The sequence below is a fragment of the Morganella sp. TYF_1 genome (assembly GCF_043105645.1).
GTDB lineage: Bacteria > Pseudomonadota > Gammaproteobacteria > Enterobacterales > Enterobacteriaceae > Morganella > Morganella morganii_B.
Map to the genome: position 1 here is coordinate 743,406 of NZ_JBICLU010000026.1, position 15,419 is coordinate 758,824.

Annotated in this window: 20 protein-coding genes; 4 read left to right on the forward strand and 16 right to left on the reverse strand. The window is 47.1% G+C overall.

The window, feature by feature from the left end; genetic code table 11:
- Positions 1-9: 9 nt before the first annotated feature.
- From ACF8OF_RS16900 to terL, 6 genes are read right to left on the reverse strand one after another with little or no spacing between them, the layout of a single operon-like run.
- Positions 10-1,077, reverse strand: coding sequence for a major capsid family protein (locus ACF8OF_RS16900; RefSeq protein ID WP_392497193.1), 1,068 nt, complete (start codon positions 1,075-1,077; stop codon positions 10-12).
- On the reverse strand, positions 1,077-1,583 hold the full coding sequence (locus ACF8OF_RS16905; protein WP_392497194.1) for a hypothetical protein: 507 nt from the start codon (positions 1,581-1,583) through the stop codon (positions 1,077-1,079). The genes ACF8OF_RS16900 and ACF8OF_RS16905 overlap by 1 nt, the downstream gene beginning before the upstream one ends.
- Entirely contained in the window at positions 1,583-2,872 is a 1,290-nt protein-coding gene (locus tag ACF8OF_RS16910) for a DUF2213 domain-containing protein (protein WP_392497195.1), read from the reverse strand. The genes ACF8OF_RS16905 and ACF8OF_RS16910 overlap by 1 nt, the downstream gene beginning before the upstream one ends.
- Complete coding sequence (locus ACF8OF_RS16915) at positions 2,869-3,582, reverse strand: phage minor head protein (RefSeq protein ID WP_392497365.1); 714 nt, start codon at positions 3,580-3,582, stop codon at positions 2,869-2,871. Before ACF8OF_RS16915 ends, ACF8OF_RS16910 begins: the two co-directional genes overlap by 4 nt.
- A gap of 22 nt (positions 3,583-3,604) precedes the next feature.
- Complete coding sequence (locus ACF8OF_RS16920) at positions 3,605-5,116, reverse strand: DUF1073 domain-containing protein (protein ID WP_392497196.1); 1,512 nt, start codon at positions 5,114-5,116, stop codon at positions 3,605-3,607.
- Position 5,117: 1 nt separating this feature from the next.
- A complete protein-coding gene (gene terL, locus ACF8OF_RS16925; protein WP_392497197.1) occupies positions 5,118-6,518 on the reverse strand; it encodes a phage terminase large subunit in 1,401 nt (466 codons plus the stop codon).
- Positions 6,519-6,830: 312 nt separating this feature from the next.
- Here terL and ACF8OF_RS16930 point away from each other — a divergent pair, with 312 nt between their 5' ends.
- Entirely contained in the window at positions 6,831-7,154 is a 324-nt protein-coding gene (locus ACF8OF_RS16930) for a hypothetical protein (protein ID WP_392497198.1), read from the forward strand.
- A 30-nt stretch (positions 7,155-7,184) separates the two neighbouring features.
- Here ACF8OF_RS16930 and ACF8OF_RS16935 read toward each other — a convergent pair whose 3' ends face one another.
- Complete coding sequence (locus tag ACF8OF_RS16935) at positions 7,185-8,207, reverse strand: terminase small subunit (RefSeq protein ID WP_392497199.1); 1,023 nt, start codon at positions 8,205-8,207, stop codon at positions 7,185-7,187.
- Between the two features lie 114 nt (positions 8,208-8,321).
- Between ACF8OF_RS16935 and ACF8OF_RS16940 the strand changes: the two genes are divergently transcribed.
- Positions 8,322-8,705, forward strand: a complete 384-nt coding sequence (locus ACF8OF_RS16940) for a hypothetical protein (protein WP_392497200.1) — start codon at positions 8,322-8,324, stop codon at positions 8,703-8,705.
- Here the strand turns inward: ACF8OF_RS16940 and ACF8OF_RS16945 are convergent.
- Genes ACF8OF_RS16945 through ACF8OF_RS16955 form a run of 3 tightly spaced genes read right to left on the reverse strand, consistent with a single transcriptional unit; the run spans position 8,692 to position 9,877 of the window.
- On the reverse strand, positions 8,692-9,105 hold the full coding sequence (locus tag ACF8OF_RS16945; protein ID WP_392497366.1) for a lysis protein: 414 nt from the start codon (positions 9,103-9,105) through the stop codon (positions 8,692-8,694). The genes ACF8OF_RS16940 and ACF8OF_RS16945 overlap by 14 nt on opposite strands.
- A gap of 44 nt (positions 9,106-9,149) precedes the next feature.
- Complete coding sequence (locus ACF8OF_RS16950) at positions 9,150-9,542, reverse strand: M15 family metallopeptidase (protein ID WP_392497201.1); 393 nt, start codon at positions 9,540-9,542, stop codon at positions 9,150-9,152.
- Positions 9,542-9,877 carry a phage holin, lambda family gene (locus ACF8OF_RS16955; protein ID WP_392497202.1) on the reverse strand — a complete coding sequence of 112 codons (336 nt, stop codon included), beginning with the start codon at positions 9,875-9,877 and terminating at the stop codon, positions 9,542-9,544. Before ACF8OF_RS16955 ends, ACF8OF_RS16950 begins: the two co-directional genes overlap by 1 nt.
- 139 nt (positions 9,878-10,016) lie before the next feature.
- Between ACF8OF_RS16955 and ACF8OF_RS16960 the strand changes: the two genes are divergently transcribed.
- Positions 10,017-10,823: a hypothetical protein gene (locus tag ACF8OF_RS16960; protein ID WP_392497203.1), complete on the forward strand. Its 807-nt coding sequence runs from the start codon at positions 10,017-10,019 to the stop codon at positions 10,821-10,823.
- A gap of 110 nt (positions 10,824-10,933) precedes the next feature.
- Here ACF8OF_RS16960 and ACF8OF_RS16965 read toward each other — a convergent pair whose 3' ends face one another.
- The 3 genes from ACF8OF_RS16965 to ACF8OF_RS16975 are packed head-to-tail and all read right to left on the reverse strand — an operon-like array spanning position 10,934 to position 12,372.
- Positions 10,934-11,467, reverse strand: coding sequence for an antiterminator Q family protein (locus tag ACF8OF_RS16965; protein ID WP_392497204.1), 534 nt, complete (start codon positions 11,465-11,467; stop codon positions 10,934-10,936).
- A complete protein-coding gene (locus ACF8OF_RS16970; protein ID WP_392497205.1) occupies positions 11,455-11,766 on the reverse strand; it encodes a Ref family recombination enhancement nuclease in 312 nt (103 codons plus the stop codon). The genes ACF8OF_RS16965 and ACF8OF_RS16970 overlap by 13 nt, the downstream gene beginning before the upstream one ends.
- 12 nt (positions 11,767-11,778) lie before the next feature.
- Positions 11,779-12,372: a DUF1367 family protein gene (locus ACF8OF_RS16975; protein WP_392497206.1), complete on the reverse strand. Its 594-nt coding sequence runs from the start codon at positions 12,370-12,372 to the stop codon at positions 11,779-11,781.
- A gap of 289 nt (positions 12,373-12,661) precedes the next feature.
- Here ACF8OF_RS16975 and ACF8OF_RS16980 point away from each other — a divergent pair, with 289 nt between their 5' ends.
- Entirely contained in the window at positions 12,662-13,849 is a 1,188-nt protein-coding gene (locus ACF8OF_RS16980; protein WP_392497207.1) for a DUF2971 domain-containing protein, read from the forward strand.
- A gap of 158 nt (positions 13,850-14,007) precedes the next feature.
- On the opposite strand, the gene ACF8OF_RS16985 is transcribed toward ACF8OF_RS16980, so the two are convergent.
- From ACF8OF_RS16985 to ACF8OF_RS16995, 3 genes are read right to left on the reverse strand one after another with little or no spacing between them, the layout of a single operon-like run.
- The gene (locus tag ACF8OF_RS16985) at positions 14,008-14,349 is read right to left on the reverse strand and encodes a hypothetical protein (RefSeq protein WP_392497208.1); all 342 of its coding nucleotides are present in this window, start codon (positions 14,347-14,349) and stop codon (positions 14,008-14,010) included.
- Complete coding sequence (locus ACF8OF_RS16990) at positions 14,349-15,014, reverse strand: phage N-6-adenine-methyltransferase (protein ID WP_392497209.1); 666 nt, start codon at positions 15,012-15,014, stop codon at positions 14,349-14,351. Before ACF8OF_RS16990 ends, ACF8OF_RS16985 begins: the two co-directional genes overlap by 1 nt.
- Positions 15,014-15,247 carry a hypothetical protein gene (locus tag ACF8OF_RS16995; RefSeq protein ID WP_392497210.1) on the reverse strand — a complete coding sequence of 78 codons (234 nt, stop codon included), beginning with the start codon at positions 15,245-15,247 and terminating at the stop codon, positions 15,014-15,016. The genes ACF8OF_RS16990 and ACF8OF_RS16995 overlap by 1 nt, the downstream gene beginning before the upstream one ends.
- Positions 15,248-15,419 lie beyond the last annotated feature (172 nt).

A 15,419-nucleotide genomic window follows, 5' to 3' on the forward strand; every position in this document is an offset into this window, starting at 1 on the left:
GTTACAGGTTTAAAATCCAGTCAAACGAGTCACAGCCCATGGGCGAGCCGTGGTAACACCTGCTGTTGCGTTTGTGGCATCCTCAAGATATCCCTTGATCTTATTTTCAGAACCGAGAAGCTGATATTTTGTCGGTACAACTTGCAAAATTGATGCAGATGTTGCTGTAGAACCATCATCAATTTTATCCGCAAACATATAGGCAACATCAGCGCCGCCGTTTGCACCAGCGAATTCCGGAGAGAACACAAGCCGCATATTTGGATAGTTTTCTTTTATCCATTGGTATACGGTTTCTCCACGAGCTACCGGATTTGCAGTGTTAAGCGTAGAGCGATATCCCAGCGGTAATGTCAACGTGATCTCAGTATCATCTTTGATGATACCGCCGGACTGTATTTCCAGATGTGAGAACATGGCAGTAATATCACCAGTGATATCCTCGAACGCGCCGCCTTTCCACTTAGCAGTTGCCGTTTCGTAAGCTGGTAAGTTAGGCTCATTAAGCAGACCAAACACTCGGGTGTATGGGCTGTTAAACCCGTAATACCCGACACGCTCACGCCCCTGTTCCAGTGCTTCTGTAACAGCAATCCTTTTCTCTGCGGCAGTCTCAAATCCTGCTGCTGACTGACGGGCCTCTTCCAGTTTTCCGACCTGAAAACCCAGCTCAAAACGGACAATACCGCGACGTTCCTGATCCTGCCCGTAGGATGCCAGCGGGATATTGGTATGATCGCCGTACAACTCCGCCTTACCGGCCGGTGTTGCCACGTTCAGGATAATTTCTTCATCGTGCCAGTTACCGGCATTCAGTACGCCGGTGATTTCGTCCAGTACACGGACGCGGGTCGCGGTACGGATAAGTCCCGGCAGCACATGCTGCAACATCTCACGCTGAATGAACCCGCCGGACATGGCCGGGCCGGTTAACGCGGAGTCCATTGCGGCCAGACCACCGAAACCAATCTGATCCAGTTCACCGTATGTCCATTTCTGATCGGGCTTAATATTCAGTTGCCCGTGTTTGCGGATATCGCGGCCGGACATATAAAACTTTTCTTTACTGACTGGCATTATTCACCTTCCTTCGCAGCCACTGTGTACGGGATTTCGGTCAGACGGAGAACACACAGATGCGGCGATTCCGGTGACTCAATGTGACGGCTGACATAACCGATAACCAGATCACCGGCTTCCGCTTTTGCCTTCGCAGACAGCGAACCGTCATCCGGACTGAACACCACCGGGGCATTAATTCTCTTCACCCCGGCAGTGATTTCAGTGTTAATCTCACCCATGGTGAGAAATTCACCCTGCGTCCCGTTACGGGCGTATTCTTCACCGATACGGTATGCTTTCGGGTTAATCATGATCCCGGCAAACGCACCGTCACCGCCCACCTGCACGGATTCAACGGAATCAACGGAATCATCGTTGTATGTGTAGGCACGACCAAACAAATTTTTCTTTTCATCCGCAGAACTGATCACCGCTGCGGTCACGCGGGTCGGGCCGTAATGACTGATTTCACCGATAACACCGGAAATCATGCCGTTCGCCACAGTATTCGGGATTGCCATTATTTTTCACCCCACTTTTTCATAATTGAGTCTGTACCTGCAGCGGCATCCATCGTCACATGCACCTTTTGTGAGTCCGGTGTGCGCCCCTGCATCCAGGCATTCAGGGAAACACTTTCCGTGCCCTTTGCACACTGAATCCCGAGTTTTTCCACACCGTATTCCGCCACCTGCTGTTTCGTCATGGGTGCGTGATCAAATACCCCGATAAACGGCGTCAGCTTGTGCGCCAGTGCGTCACGTTCCCCGATCTGCTTTAACAGTTCGCCGGTGTCCATGGTCGGTTTGGCTTTTTCCAGACGGGCAATTTTGCGTTTCATTGAGGACATTTCATCCATCGTGGTGATACCACGTTTGAGACGCTTGAGGCGGCGGTTCAGGCTGTCTGTGGTCGCCTGATCCAGGTGTTCTTTGGCTTCCGTGATAGCTTCTTCCGCTGCCCCGATGGCAATCTCTGCTTTTTCCACCGCCTCCGGCTCTCCGGTTTCAGCAGCTTCTGTGGCTGCTTCCGCCGCTTCAACTGCCGCCTCTGCCCCTTCTTCTGCTGATGCGGCGCCTTCTCCTGCAGCGCCGGTATTAACATTCTCGTCCGGGTTATCTGTATTTTCCGGATCCTGATCAGCAGACGGCTTACCTGCAGCCAGTGCGGCCACGACGATTTGTTTAATCTGCTCAACCTGCTCCGGGGTGAATCCGTTATCATCACCGGTCGGCTGATTTTTATCTTTGCCTTCTTCGCTCATACGAATAAGTTCCTTTGTATCAATGGTTACAACAAGATGATCCTGCACAGCCACGTCAGCGCCGGTGCGCCCTTCATCGACTAATGCAAGGTGATTGCCACGCAGGTGGCGCTGAACAACTTCGTATGCCTCCCCCTCGTACACGCCGGGGTTACCGAAGTCATACCGGCTGCGGTAGCCCGGTGAAAGGTCAATCTTTCCGCTGCTGATATCGCTCAGAGCGGCGTCAGAAAAGATTTTGATATTCCCGCGCAAATACGGATGGTCGTAATATACGTTTTCGCCGATAACGCCCTGAATACCTTTTTTCTCTGCCGGTGTGGCGTTCTTACCGAGCATTTCGTGATCGATAATGAACGGAGTCAGGCGGAATGATTTAATGGTTTCTTCACTGGCCAGTTCCTCCGGCGGCCGGAACACTTTGTAAATTCTGTCCGGCTCCGGTGCGCCGATTTCAGCCCCCAGATAATCAAAAACCCCAGCCTTTGAGATGGGGTTGTCTTTTACTTCGAGCCAGCCGTTGTTGTCATAGGTTCGCTTTGTCATGTCTCCTCACCAAAGTCGATAACCGGTGTCCAGAAGCATTTGCAGTTCGGCAACTGTCCGGGCAATCCGCGTTCACCGGTCCTTTCATCAATAACCGGCGGGTCGTCCAGGTCGAACACCTCACCATCAAGCTGCTGATGTAATTTCCGTGGTTCCGCGCTGCCCGCCGAGTGATGCCATATTGCTTTGCGGATCCCGGCAGACTTCATCCGCTCATAGTTCGCCGCGGTGGTGATTTTGCGGGTCTGGTCAACGGCAATGAAATTAGCCCGTTTCTCTGTCACCCCGCCGATATCCCGTATTTCATCCAGCAGGGTTTTACTGCCGCTGCCAGCCTGGCTGACAGAACGGAGTGCCGCGCCCTCGATGCGGGAATGAAACTGCTGCGGGATGGATTTAATCAGGGATACGTTTTCTGCCGTTGCGGCAATCATTTTATCTTTCAGGGCTTCGGGCATGGACGGGGTTTTTATCGTAATACCGCCGGAGAGTTGTTTCAGTGAATCGTCCAGGCTGCGCTGTGCGTTTATGTCCACCTGCGAGGTGAACTTATCCGCCATCTCTGCGGCCTGACTGTTAAAAATCTTATCCCACTTGCGTTTCAGCCGGTTCAGCCAGATTTTGGTCTGGCTGGCAAAGCTGGCATCCATGGTCACGCCGTCAAAATCTTCATGCAGACTGCTGAACGTCTTTTCGTAATCGGCAATCATGCCTCTAATCAGTTGTGACATGTCACGCTGGTAACGGCTTTGGGCTGCTGCCGAATATTGCAGCGGCTTGCCCTTCATAACCGCCTGACGGGATGCCGCCCACCGTGCCCGTTTGGTTCGTACCCGTATTTTCCGGGGCATAATCGTCCTCGTTCACGTCAATACCGTAAAATGCCGATTCTTTATCTGCCGCCAGCTTCTTGCGGATATCCAGCCCGTCAACCGCACCAACCGCCGCATATGCTGAATCGGTCTGTGCCTGTTTGAGTTTGATATCTGCATCCTCAAGCGCGGTAGGACTGTCCAGCGGTAACCAGGTGATTGAAAGCTCGTCCGTGCCCATGCCCTCGCTGCGCTGTAACATGTCATAGTGACGCTGCAGCAGGTCTTCTAAGTCATTGGTCTGGATGCTTTCCAGTTCTTCCCGGTAGCTGGCTTCCTCGTAATCACCGGTCGCATTAAAGCCTTTCGGGGTTGTGCCGAGCAGCTTTGTTGCAGGAACGTTTGCCGCAGCGGCAACAAGCTGATACTGCGTCATAATGGTCGCGTCCAGATCAGCGAGTGATGTATCGAACTGCTGAACAGTGTCTGCAGCTCCGACTGTCTGTACGCCGTAATTATCACGCATCTCCGTAAATTCAATCATGTTCTGATGAATGGTGGCTGCGTCAACACCCTCAACATCTGCCATACCAATAGTCGTCAGGCGCTTTGTCATCGCCAGCTGTGGTGCTTCGTTCGCTGTACGCTCAGAGGCATACACGCGCTCATACACACGCTCAGGGACTGATACGCCAAAAAAATTGTATGTCTGTTTCAGCGCATCAGGCACCGGAAAGGGGATGAACTTTACGAAGTGCGATTTGTGATACCGGCGTCCGCCGATAATCCAGTAAGTCGGGTCGTAAAAATCAAGCCCTGCAGGGTCCTGTAAATTAGCTTCCGTCAGGTCAGGTGTGACCCACTGCGGATCAATCTGCTTAATTCCTTTGTACATGCCCTTTGTCACGCCATCCGGGTTAAACGGGTTTTCGTACCATTCCTGCGGATTTGATGTTTCAACGACAAACAGTGCCAGTCTGCCGCCAAACACGCGCCCCATGTGGACTAATTCTTTTATGTGGTGCCGGATGCGGTATTTTTTATCGAGTTTACGCAGTTTTTTCTGCGTCTCTTTGTCACTGCCGGAACAATCAAGATCATATCCCTGCCGGACAGCGTCACGGGCAGGCATGCTGCACGCTTTATCCACCAGCCAGTGCTTAGCGATAACCGCACACATATTGTTGCCGATGAACATTTGTGAGGCGTACCATGCTGCCTGTGACTCAGGAACACCGTAAACCTGTCCGCCTTTAAATGCCGGAATGGTGCTGTCGATACTGTCCATTGCCACACCCTGCATAGTGGGTTGCGGCAAATCCAGCCCCTGAAACCCTGTTTCGGCTGCCAGTGCTGAATATAAATGCGTTGAGAACGCTGACCGCTTAGGTGCGGCAACCTCTGCTGTTTTCCGCTTTCTGAACGGCCACATGTTATGTCCTCTTGCGTGAAAAGAATCCGCCGCCTTTCTTCTGGTACAGATAGCGCAGCGCCTGTGTCATGGCATCCACGGTGTCATCGTGCCCGGCAAACGGGAATGTCGTGATTTCTTCCACCGTTTCGGTGATCCATGGTTCGATATCTTTATGGGGCAGCCAGACGTTCCCGGCTTCCCATTCAGCGGTGCAGGCGTGAGCACGGGCGATTTTGCTGCCGTCCGGCTCAATGGGCACCAATCCTGATACAGTCGTTTTCAGCGAATCAATGACTGCCGGTCCGTTGGCTTTATCCTCCACCAGCTTGCGCCGCGCCTGCGGGTATTTCTCAGCCAGCAGCTTCACGGCTTTCAGGGTTTCGGTAAAACTCATGCGTTTGCGAATCTGATGCAGAAGATAGGCATTTGCGCCCTTTTTGCCCCATACCTGACCGACAACGTAGTCCGTGCCGTCACTGTCCTTGAACGTCATATCCCAGCTGTGAATAACTTCATCAAAGGTGTCCGGCAGATCTTTCGGCAGGTAGTACTGCGCGAATTCTTCGTGGAATATCTGCCCGTCTCCCGGTTTCGGTTTCTGCTGGTACATGGCAGACCAGAAGTAATCACCGAGAATAGCTTTTGTTTCGAGCAGCTTGTCCAGCGGATGCAACTCAGGAACAAGCGCCTCACCCTGTTCGTTGATGGCCGGGAACGCCAGCACTTTGGCTTTTGGCGTTTTCTCTTTTACCCGGCCGGAAAGGTCATCTGTCGCCCAGCGGGTCGCCATGATGATTTCGCCACTGTTCCGGGACAGGCGGGTTTTGAACGTTGATGCGTACCAGTTCCAGATTGACTTTTTAACAGTGGGGCTGAGCGCTTCTTTCGCGTTTTTAATAGGATCATCAATAATCCCGAGATCAACCTTTTTACCCGTCAGCGGACCACCAACACCGGCACAGACGTATGTTCCCTTGTGATTAGCAATCCCGAATTCTTCGGTATTACGCTTAACCGCCACGCCATCAGTCGGTTTGTTGCCTAACCAGCTTTGAGGAAACAGCACCCGGTACTCATCTGACGACATGATGCGCTGAACATCCGTGTTCATGTCACCGGCCAGATCTGACGAATAGGACAATGCGCCCACACGTTTATCCGGATACTTACCGAAGAAATACGCCGGAAGATACCGCGACACAATATCGGATTTACCGTGCTGCGGCGGTGCGCCGAGAATCAGGATCGGACGCTTACCGGTCATCATCTCAACCAGAAAGTTATCCAGTGATGCACAGACGGTTTCTGAAAAGTGACTGGTAATGTATTCCGGGTTAATGTACTGAATAAATTCATGCAGACTGCGCCGCGCTATCTCTCTGCGAACTTCTTCATCAAACAGATCGACATTGATATCCATCACATCACCTAAAATGACAAAAACAAGCCTTTCAGCGCCGAATCACTCCGAAGCCGCTTCCGGTTTTTTGATAACAAATGAGTAACAAAATAAACGGGCATATTGACCCGGGATGAGTATTGCTTTTGACGGGTTCAGTGTGCTTTTTGCGTGAACCTGATTTCGCTTATTCGGGTAAGAACCATTATGTTAAACAAAAGAAAAAACAGAGAAATTAATCATCTCGTCTCTATATTACCTGTTTGATAGTTCTACACCTTTCTCCTACACTCTATGCACATAATGAATTGACACTTTCACGAGGCCTCCCTGATGGAACTACACAGATTTGATGGTAACCACAATCAAAACACTGAAGATAACTATATCAAGTGGCTTAATGAGCACCCCGATGGTTTTGTTTTAAACTTCAGAAAAGATACCGAAGGAAAAGGCAGTAAAAGTACAGAGAGATTTGCACGTTTACATAGTGCATCATGTAAACGCCTTTATTCCGGCCAGGCAGCAAAATCATCGACTCCATTTACCGGAAAAATGTATGCAAAGCTAGTCTCAGACTCATTCGAAGAATTGGATGATGAAGGTTGTGAGATATTAGGATTGGATAGTATAAAAAAATGTCCTTGCTTAGCCTAAATCCGATATAACCATCAACACCACATTGAACTAATTTATTGTTTTTTGCATTTTTCTCAATTGAACAAGCTGTTCGAAACTCAGATGACTAAAATCAAATCCCGTTGATTGTATCGGGCCGCCATCTGCACCGGTGACCTCAGTCCTGTTTTTCAGCATCCCCAAATGCTGCGCAACCATTTTCAGCGCTTCATCCTGATTACGGGTGATAACCTCGGTACCGAACTTGCCTTCTTTTATCCCGGCAAATAACCGGCGGCTTGCGCCCCTTAAATCCCGTGTGTCGTGGAAATGAGGACGACCGATACCGGCACCATTGCAGCGGGGGCAGTCAGGGTTCGGGTCAAGTGTGCTGTCGTAACCGTAGCCGCCGACATCTACAGGCTCTCGCTTTTTCTTTTCAACTGCTTCCAGCCGTGCTTCCTCAAACTCAACATTGTCACGCCACTGATAGTTAAAGCTGAATCCCCAGCAGTGACGGCAGCATAACCGCTGATATTCCGTCAGCTCACGAACATCCGCCGTGGCGATATCCCACCACATTTTTAAAACGGCATCCTGAGTAATTTCAGCCCGGCGCTCTCTGGCTTCCAGCGCGTCCGCAATTGCCCGGTTGACCTCAATATTTCTATATAACTGACTCGCACTTGCGTAAGCATTATGCCCCTCACATTTACCCCCTGCCCGTTTATATGCAGCAGTTCGGTTCAGGTCGGTAAGGTACTCAGTCACGAAACGAGCCTGTAAGCCTGTGAGCCTGTAATTGCGCAGGCTGAATCCACTTTCATCATTCTGCGCATTGTCGGATTCATTACTCTTCGCATCCGGTGTATTGCTATTGCGCACCGGTTCATTTGCGTATTCTTTTTTCTGCGCAGTGCGCACTTTCTTTTGCGCAGTTTTTTGCGCACTCTGCGCAGTTGGCTTTTTGATGTGCCTCCGCGCTGTTGCGTAATTCAGTCCCTGTATCTCACACCATTCTTTCGGGGATATTCCCGTTACTGAATGCTCGGCTAGGAACTGTTGTTGTAACACCCCCCAATCCGGTTTCATGGTGCTTTCTCCTAACTCAATGTTTATAAACAACAGATATATCAGAACTTACATTAACTTCTCTAATATAAGTGTTACAGTAAGGATTAACATTCATCTAGCCGAGGTACTTATATGTCAATCACCACCACAATCCATCAATTAATCTGCCTATCTGAAAATTATAACGAAAATGCTCAAAATACAGGAAACGTTACTTTCACCGAAGCGTTCGAAGAACTTCCCGAATTATCCGAAAAAATACGTCATGTTGAGAATGTTTTAAATTCATTACCTGACCACAATATTATTGTGGCATTAAACCTGATGTACGTAGGCGCTGAAATTAATGAAGATGAAACTTTTTGGGCATGTTACGACCGAGTGAAGTCGGGTCTAGAACAAACCCGCCAAAAAGCAACTTCAAAATTAATAGAAAAGATACCCAATCTAGCAAATTATTTACCTATAGCACTACATGCGGCAGAAGATGATGAGGTAAATATTAATACGCTATAAAACATTCATTTTTAATGTAATCCTGCAACCCCTTAATCATCTGCTCTGATTCTGCAATCCGCTCACTGAGTAACCAATAATTTCGGACAGCGGTGTCATCAGGTCGGGCGGGGGCTGCATCATCCATGCCGGTGGCGGTATCGCTGCCGGTCTTTGGACAACTGGCTCTGATGTACACCCGCTCAGGGTTACGATCAGCAGCAACACGCAGCCGCCCAATTTCAATTTTTGCATTTGCCAGCTCCTGTGTATGTCTGGTATCCAGTTCGTGAAGTTTCTGTGCACGTTCCTGATAGTCTTTGTTGATGGCGACCTGCTCAGCAAACTGAGAGGACAGCAGCCGGTAATTATCTTTCAGTCCGCCGTACAGGTGTGATACCGACAACAGCCCGATGAACATCACCAGGCAAACGCCGGTGAGTATCTTTGCCGCCGTACTCATGATCAGGCCGGATAGGATTTGTGAGATAACTGGAAGTGCGGGCCATCTTTGAATGTTTTCCAGTTGCCGCCCCATTCGAGATCGATACCGAACTCTTCAGCGGCAACCATCATCGCTTCGGAGACTTTCCGGAACATCGACCAGTCATTCCACGGAATAACACCGTTAATGATAGGTGCACAGTCTACCGCGTGTCCGGTCAGGTGACGGCTGTTCATAGTCTGGCTTTTGCCTCCGGCAACCAGAGCACGCTGACGGGCTTCATTGCGTTTACCTTCGATAACCATAAAGTCAACATCGGTCAGTTCCAGCGCCCGGCGAACAACTTTGTCGAGATCCGGATGAATGCCACGCAAATTCTCTTCACTGCGTTTACTGAATCTGTATTTAGCCATTATTTATTGACCCCAAATCTGTTTTTGAAAAATGAAAATACGGCATCTGTAACAGCGCCGATCTTTTTGGTTCCCAGAAAGCCGATGAACACACCAAAGAATTGCGCCAGACTCAGTGGTAAAGCGGCATATTCCAGACCGGTGATCACACCTATGCTGATACATGAACAAATGAATGCTTCTGAAAACGACGCTTTCCATCCTGCGCCCTCCCGTTTTTCACGGGTGAATGCTGTCATCGCAGCAAGTGCGACACCTGCTATAAGTGGCGCATTAACAGATATCCAGTTCCAGACCTGCGCCCAGAATTCAGTGTTTTTTTCAGGCATGCGCATATACACCCCCTGTGGAGTGTTCCATTAAAATATAATTGGATAGAACCAATGATGTTTATATGATTCGAATCAATTGGTATACTCGTACAATATCATTATTTACTTCACTGCAATTATTAAATGATAAACTGGAAAAAAGATGAAAATTAGCAAACATACAACTAGTTATCTAACCTTTAACACTAGCGTCCACCTACTACTTGCTTACGAGAATATTGCTCTTACTGTAAACAAAAAAAGAACCACGCCTGTATTTAGTGATCATGGTGAAATCAATATTGATATCGACCACGGCCCCACTTCAAGAATAAATATTTCAACAGAGCATGCGGGATATAATTTAGCTTTACTAAATTTAAATGCAGCAATAGTTGAAGGCACTCTTCGTCAGCTCTTTTCGAGCTTACTGAAAAATGATGGTCCCATTCTGGGTGCGTTATCAAAGCAAGCCACTCTAAATAATCATATACTTTTTAAGGCATACCAAAATATCATGAAAGCTAATTATGATATTGAACTTAATGGTGGTTGGGATAAATTAAAGAATGAAATCTTCAATTATACAAATCTAAACCTAAATGATTGCATGCCTAACAAAGATACTTTCCAAACCTTATTTACATTGAGAAATGCTACAGCTCATGGCACGGCCTTAATTTCCCCGAACAGCAAAATGACAGAAGATCAAAAAGATTTCTACCCTTACATATGGCAAAACAGATTAAATGCAGCAAATATATATACAAGTAAAAAATTCAATTTAAATTTATTTGATGCATTAAATCATCCGGATTTTGCAAAACACTTTATGGATGAGACTATTATATTCATGCAGAACATTAAGAGTAAAAATATATTTACACACAATGATTTTCTTTTAACTAATTTCGAAAGATTTACGTTTGGAAAAATATCGGGCCAATCTTTTTCTTTCGTTTCCGAATAACTCGAGAGAAAATAAATTTTTCCATTTAAACTCCCTAAAAAAAAACCCAGCGTATTGGCTGGGTTAGTTGGTAAGGTTACAAAAATGGCAACCTACCTTTAAATACTGGCTCATTGATTCAAAGAAGTCAACACGTTTTTGTTATTTCGCTTCATGATCTTTTCTTTTTCCCTGTTTTTAAATGCATCTACCAGCGGTTGGTATAATAAATACTCAGCCGCTTTTAGTATTTCATCCACCTCCCGACGGCATGTAGATAATGACGGTTTGCGGGAACGTAACATACCGTTTCTGCGCACCATGACGCGTGGTGCACAGGCCTTATGATGCTGCCGGGCAATTTCACGATCCGAGGCACAGAAGACATACCGGGCCAACAGCATTTTAAACGCCTCACGGTCCAGATGATAAAGGAGATCAACCACCCCTTGTATCAGCAGTCCATCCTCATCACTGCAGGTCGGTCTGTCCGGGTAGCTGCGACGTTCAACTGTAGCCATAAATTCTGCTATCATGCTGCTCTGCCGTTTCACCAACCGACCGCTGTGCACCCACGCCCCGAACCTTGCCAACCAGTTCTGTAACCAGGCCTCGCGTTCTTCATCCAGTTGCAAACCGTCTGAAATACTCATTATACCCGACATAAACGCAGCTCCCTGACTTCCTGTTTTACCTGCTCCAGCAATTCACGTTCGCTGCCGTGGATCTGCTGCCATGTTTCAGGCGCTGCATGGAATCCCGTTGCGTAGCATGCCCGGTGGTGCTGCGGACACAACGGGAGCACAGAATAATGATCCGCCCGTTGCCCCATGCCCTGCCCGTTGCGCACATGATGCAGTTCTGCGCAGGATGCCCCGTACCCCATGTTACGGCAGCAGATACAGCCGAGTTCGGCCACATCTGACAGCCACTGCTGCTCTGCTTTGGTCTTTGATTTGGTCATTGGTCTTGCCTCTCAGGTAAAATCTAATAACTGTGCTGCTGCGTTCTCAGCAGCCTGTTGCGTGGAAAAATTGCGGTACAAAATGAAGTTCCACAGCACATCGAGCGTGGATTTATAGAGTTCGCCAAACTGCAGATCGTCCATTTTGGCAAAGCTGATTGATTTGGCGACACGGCGCAGGCTGCCGTCAGGCATTTCGTAGGTGTCGTACTGTCCGGCCTGTTCGATAGCCCAGGAGCGGAAAGCGTCAAAGGATTTTGTCGCGGTAATATTCTGCGCGCGCTTTTGTGCTACATCATCAAGATAGACGTCAGCCGCTGTCTGCAGAGCATCGTCATTGTCCGTGTAATACGCGAGGAATTTCACATACCCGCGAACCAGTTCTTTTTCTTCCGGCGAAATGGTACCGCCGACCGGTTCCCAATATTCATAACCGAGGTTCAGGAGTGCGAAATATTTACGGTGAAATCGTGGGTTACGTGCCTTTTTGAAGTCTGCTGACAGCACATCACCGCACTTAACTTTTGAATGCAGGTAATCCCTTGCTGCCGGGTTTGCAGGCGCAAGAGTATCGTTGGGGAGTTTGAAAAAGCTATGCTGTGCCATGGTGTTCTCCGGTGACACAGCGGATATTCAGGATGCCGGTTGTTCAGGTCGGCATTCTGAATGATACCTTGATATAACGAATATGACCAGTCTGAATTAACTCAGAGCTTAACTAGTAAATTAATAGGCAATACACTGTTAAACTTGACTATCGACCTTAAATAAAAGGATATCAACAACTTTTCAGTATGATATTATAAAGAGTAAAATAACTTGGATTGGTATGTTAGTTTTCATTAAAACAAAATAAACTGAAAAATACATACTATTTAACATTAAAGGTAAATAAATGTCATTGTTTAAATATTTCCGTCCAGGAATCTACCTTGAAAAGGCACTGAGGTATAATGAGCTTTATTTCTCTGCTAACCATGAACTCAACGACCCCAATGACCTTGTCTCATTCTATAAATTTGAAGATGATGAATCATTGTGGTATCGGTTGTTAGCACTCCCTGCGGCCTATGAAAGCTGGGATATAAAACAACTTTATTGCTCAGAACAAAACCTCGTAAAAAGTCTTAATGGTTTATTTAAAGAAAAGAAGATCTCTTCCGATTTCTTTTCTCTTCAAAGATTCTTTAAAGAAATAAATTCTGAACTTGAGAAAGCTTTGATACCTTTTTTAAATGAACGCCTAAGCAAAGATGAAGGTGAAGGTGAAGGTGAAGGTGAAAATGACAATGGCAATGGCAATGGCAATGAAGATAAAGAAAAAAAATTAAACCATAGATTGGCTTTGTTTAAATTATACCTCATGGAATTGCTGGCTCGTGGTGTTAACATAAAATTTTTTAGTGTGTCTTTTTCTATTGATGCTCTTAACCCAATGATGTGGGCACACTACGCTGATGGGTTTAAGGGATGTGTCGTTATTTATAAAGCAGAGAATGATATAATAAATATCACTGAAAATCTATATTCTAATAGGTACGTTCCTACATCGGTATTAAATGTATCTTATGATGACGGAGACAAGTCAATTCCTCTTATAAGATGTGCAAGCACTGATGACAAAAAAGTCTTAATCCAAAATAAGTTACTGATAAAAAACAAATTTTGGTCATATGAGAATGAAAAAAGAGCATTTGTAATAAGTGAAGAAAAAAGTTCATTTATCGCTAACATGCCTGAGGATAGCTATCGAATTAACCCACGAGAGAGAATTTTCCATCACTATCCAAATGAAATTATCGGTGTGATATTTGGACCAAACTTCGACACAATAAAAAAAGAAAAAGTGGAACACATACTTAGAATAAATAGACACTTTACGCACTCTGGCGATTTTTTTGTTTTTTATACAAAATTATCACCTTCAGGTGAAATTGAAATTAACGAAGGGAGAAAATGCATTGTCACTGATCACCTTGGCAATTTCGGACTTTCATCAGAGATACTCAATGATGCGAAACTTGATAAATTAAAAAATCTCATTGGAATAAAAAGCCACATTCCACTCAGTGATACAAAATAAGAGGAATCCATATTTTAAAGATCACCTGTGATTAATAAAAAACAGGTGATTGAAATTATTATTTATGCAATAACACAGGCTATGATCCAAATAAAATAACTTTCAATTTATCTCTATTTCACATTTGATGCATGCCAGATAAGAATCAATAGAATTGATTATATATTGAGTTTCAACCCATGCCATCCGAGCGTATTCCAGCACTCCGAATCACCGGACATACAACACTCCGCAACCGGTAGTTTCTCGCCGCACTTCCGGCAAGTTTTCTTACCCAGTTCCTCAATCTCTGATTTCAGCGACCGGTCATCTATTCTGATAAGCATTGTGATGTATTCGTTCAGTTCGTAAGGTTCCCGGCCCGGACGCCGCAGTGCACAATTACGCTGCAACATGTCCAGTTCCTGCTCATCCACCAGCAACTCAAGTTTGACGATACCGGTTTTCTTTTGCCGCGCTCTCTGCGCGGCTTTGCGTTCTGCTGCTGTTTTGGCTGACATTACGCTGCCTCCCCTGTTTTCGCCACCAACCAGCGTGCCTGCCACATAAACAGTTCGCCAATGGTGATCAACTCATCGCGGCTGATATAACTGATTTTTTCTCCCCGCCAATCCTTATCCAGAATGACAACCGCACCGGAAAAGAAAGCACCTGACGGTTTCTGTTTTTCATTCGCCGGCACAAACCAATCCGGTAAATCGAACCCGATACGACCACGGATAAATGCAACATGGTCAGCCCATTCCGGCCACCACGTTTCGCTGGTCGCGGCTTTTATCAGAAAAATATACCGCCTACCTTTCTCACGCATAGCCTGAGCGTACTCCATGATATGAACCATCCCTGTAACGGCCTGTTTATCATGATAGGTTGCACGGGAATACGGAGGGTTGCCGTATGCTGCCCCGCCCAGCTCTTTCAGCTTTTCTGACCAGTCCTGTGTCAGCGCGTTATCTTCGGCGGTGTAATAGTTCGGGCACTTGCTGTTCTGGCCATCGGTAAACAGATCGAGGGTGCACGGGCCGAACTTCGCGTTGATACCCCAATACAGCGCATCAGGTGTCCGCCACTGGTCACCGATCTCTTTCAGCATGTGGGTTGGCTTGTTGCGTAGTTCTTCCAGCATGATGACGTAGTCTGAACGCTGAGTTGGTATTGATTCCATCACTTCATCACCCCCTGCCAATAATTCAGACGTTCCCGGAAAAACGGTTGCTGATCCGCCGGTGTTTTTTCGATAGCCACCAGTACAGCCGTTCTGTGCATTTTCTGCATTCTGAGCTGCTTAATCAGACGACTGGCAGCCAAATCAAGCTGCTCTTTTTCCTGATACTCAGCAGGCCACAGGGCGCGATTGTGAGGCAGGCCTGCAGGTAAATAATCTGATTGTGCTGACATGATTATTCCCCCTGTTTCTTTGGTTCAGGGGCAGACTGATACGGGATTTTTTTCCGGGCCCGGCGCGCGGCATGCAGCCGGTCTAAGTGACAGTTGGTATGGTCACAGCCATCATCCGGCATGCGGGGATAGTTATCACGCACGAGAGATTCGCACGTAACAGGGTCTTTGA

Bases quoted from the DNA above. Each gene is read 5' to 3' on its own strand.
- ACF8OF_RS16990 (WP_392497209.1), bottom strand. From the start codon at position 15,014: ATGGAATCAATACCAACTCAGCGTTCAGACTACGTCATCATGCTGGAA.
- ACF8OF_RS16945 (WP_392497366.1), bottom strand. From the start codon at position 9,105: ATGTTCATCGGGCTGTTGTCGGTATCACACCTGTACGGCGGACTGAAA.
- ACF8OF_RS16995 (WP_392497210.1), bottom strand. From the start codon at position 15,247: ATGTCAGCACAATCAGATTATTTACCTGCAGGCCTGCCTCACAATCGC.
- ACF8OF_RS16910 (WP_392497195.1), bottom strand. From the start codon at position 2,872: ATGACAAAGCGAACCTATGACAACAACGGCTGGCTCGAAGTAAAAGAC.
- ACF8OF_RS16985 (WP_392497208.1), bottom strand. From the start codon at position 14,349: ATGTCAGCCAAAACAGCAGCAGAACGCAAAGCCGCGCAGAGAGCGCGG.
- ACF8OF_RS16900 (WP_392497193.1), bottom strand. From the start codon at position 1,077: ATGCCAGTCAGTAAAGAAAAGTTTTATATGTCCGGCCGCGATATCCGC.
- ACF8OF_RS16920 (WP_392497196.1), bottom strand. From the start codon at position 5,116: ATGTGGCCGTTCAGAAAGCGGAAAACAGCAGAGGTTGCCGCACCTAAG.
- ACF8OF_RS16955 (WP_392497202.1), bottom strand. From the start codon at position 9,877: ATGCGCATGCCTGAAAAAAACACTGAATTCTGGGCGCAGGTCTGGAAC.
- ACF8OF_RS16915 (WP_392497365.1), bottom strand. From the start codon at position 3,582: ATGATTGCCGATTACGAAAAGACGTTCAGCAGTCTGCATGAAGATTTT.
- ACF8OF_RS16950 (WP_392497201.1), bottom strand. From the start codon at position 9,542: ATGGCTAAATACAGATTCAGTAAACGCAGTGAAGAGAATTTGCGTGGC.
- ACF8OF_RS16980 (WP_392497207.1), top strand. From the start codon at position 12,662: ATGTCATTGTTTAAATATTTCCGTCCAGGAATCTACCTTGAAAAGGCA.
- ACF8OF_RS16970 (WP_392497205.1), bottom strand. From the start codon at position 11,766: ATGACCAAATCAAAGACCAAAGCAGAGCAGCAGTGGCTGTCAGATGTG.
- ACF8OF_RS16965 (WP_392497204.1), bottom strand. From the start codon at position 11,467: ATGTCGGGTATAATGAGTATTTCAGACGGTTTGCAACTGGATGAAGAA.
- ACF8OF_RS16905 (WP_392497194.1), bottom strand. From the start codon at position 1,583: ATGGCAATCCCGAATACTGTGGCGAACGGCATGATTTCCGGTGTTATC.
- ACF8OF_RS16930 (WP_392497198.1), top strand. From the start codon at position 6,831: ATGGAACTACACAGATTTGATGGTAACCACAATCAAAACACTGAAGAT.
- ACF8OF_RS16975 (WP_392497206.1), bottom strand. From the start codon at position 12,372: ATGGCACAGCATAGCTTTTTCAAACTCCCCAACGATACTCTTGCGCCT.
- ACF8OF_RS16960 (WP_392497203.1), top strand. From the start codon at position 10,017: ATGAAAATTAGCAAACATACAACTAGTTATCTAACCTTTAACACTAGC.
- ACF8OF_RS16935 (WP_392497199.1), bottom strand. From the start codon at position 8,207: ATGAAACCGGATTGGGGGGTGTTACAACAACAGTTCCTAGCCGAGCAT.
- ACF8OF_RS16940 (WP_392497200.1), top strand. From the start codon at position 8,322: ATGTCAATCACCACCACAATCCATCAATTAATCTGCCTATCTGAAAAT.
- terL (WP_392497197.1), bottom strand. From the start codon at position 6,518: ATGGATATCAATGTCGATCTGTTTGATGAAGAAGTTCGCAGAGAGATA.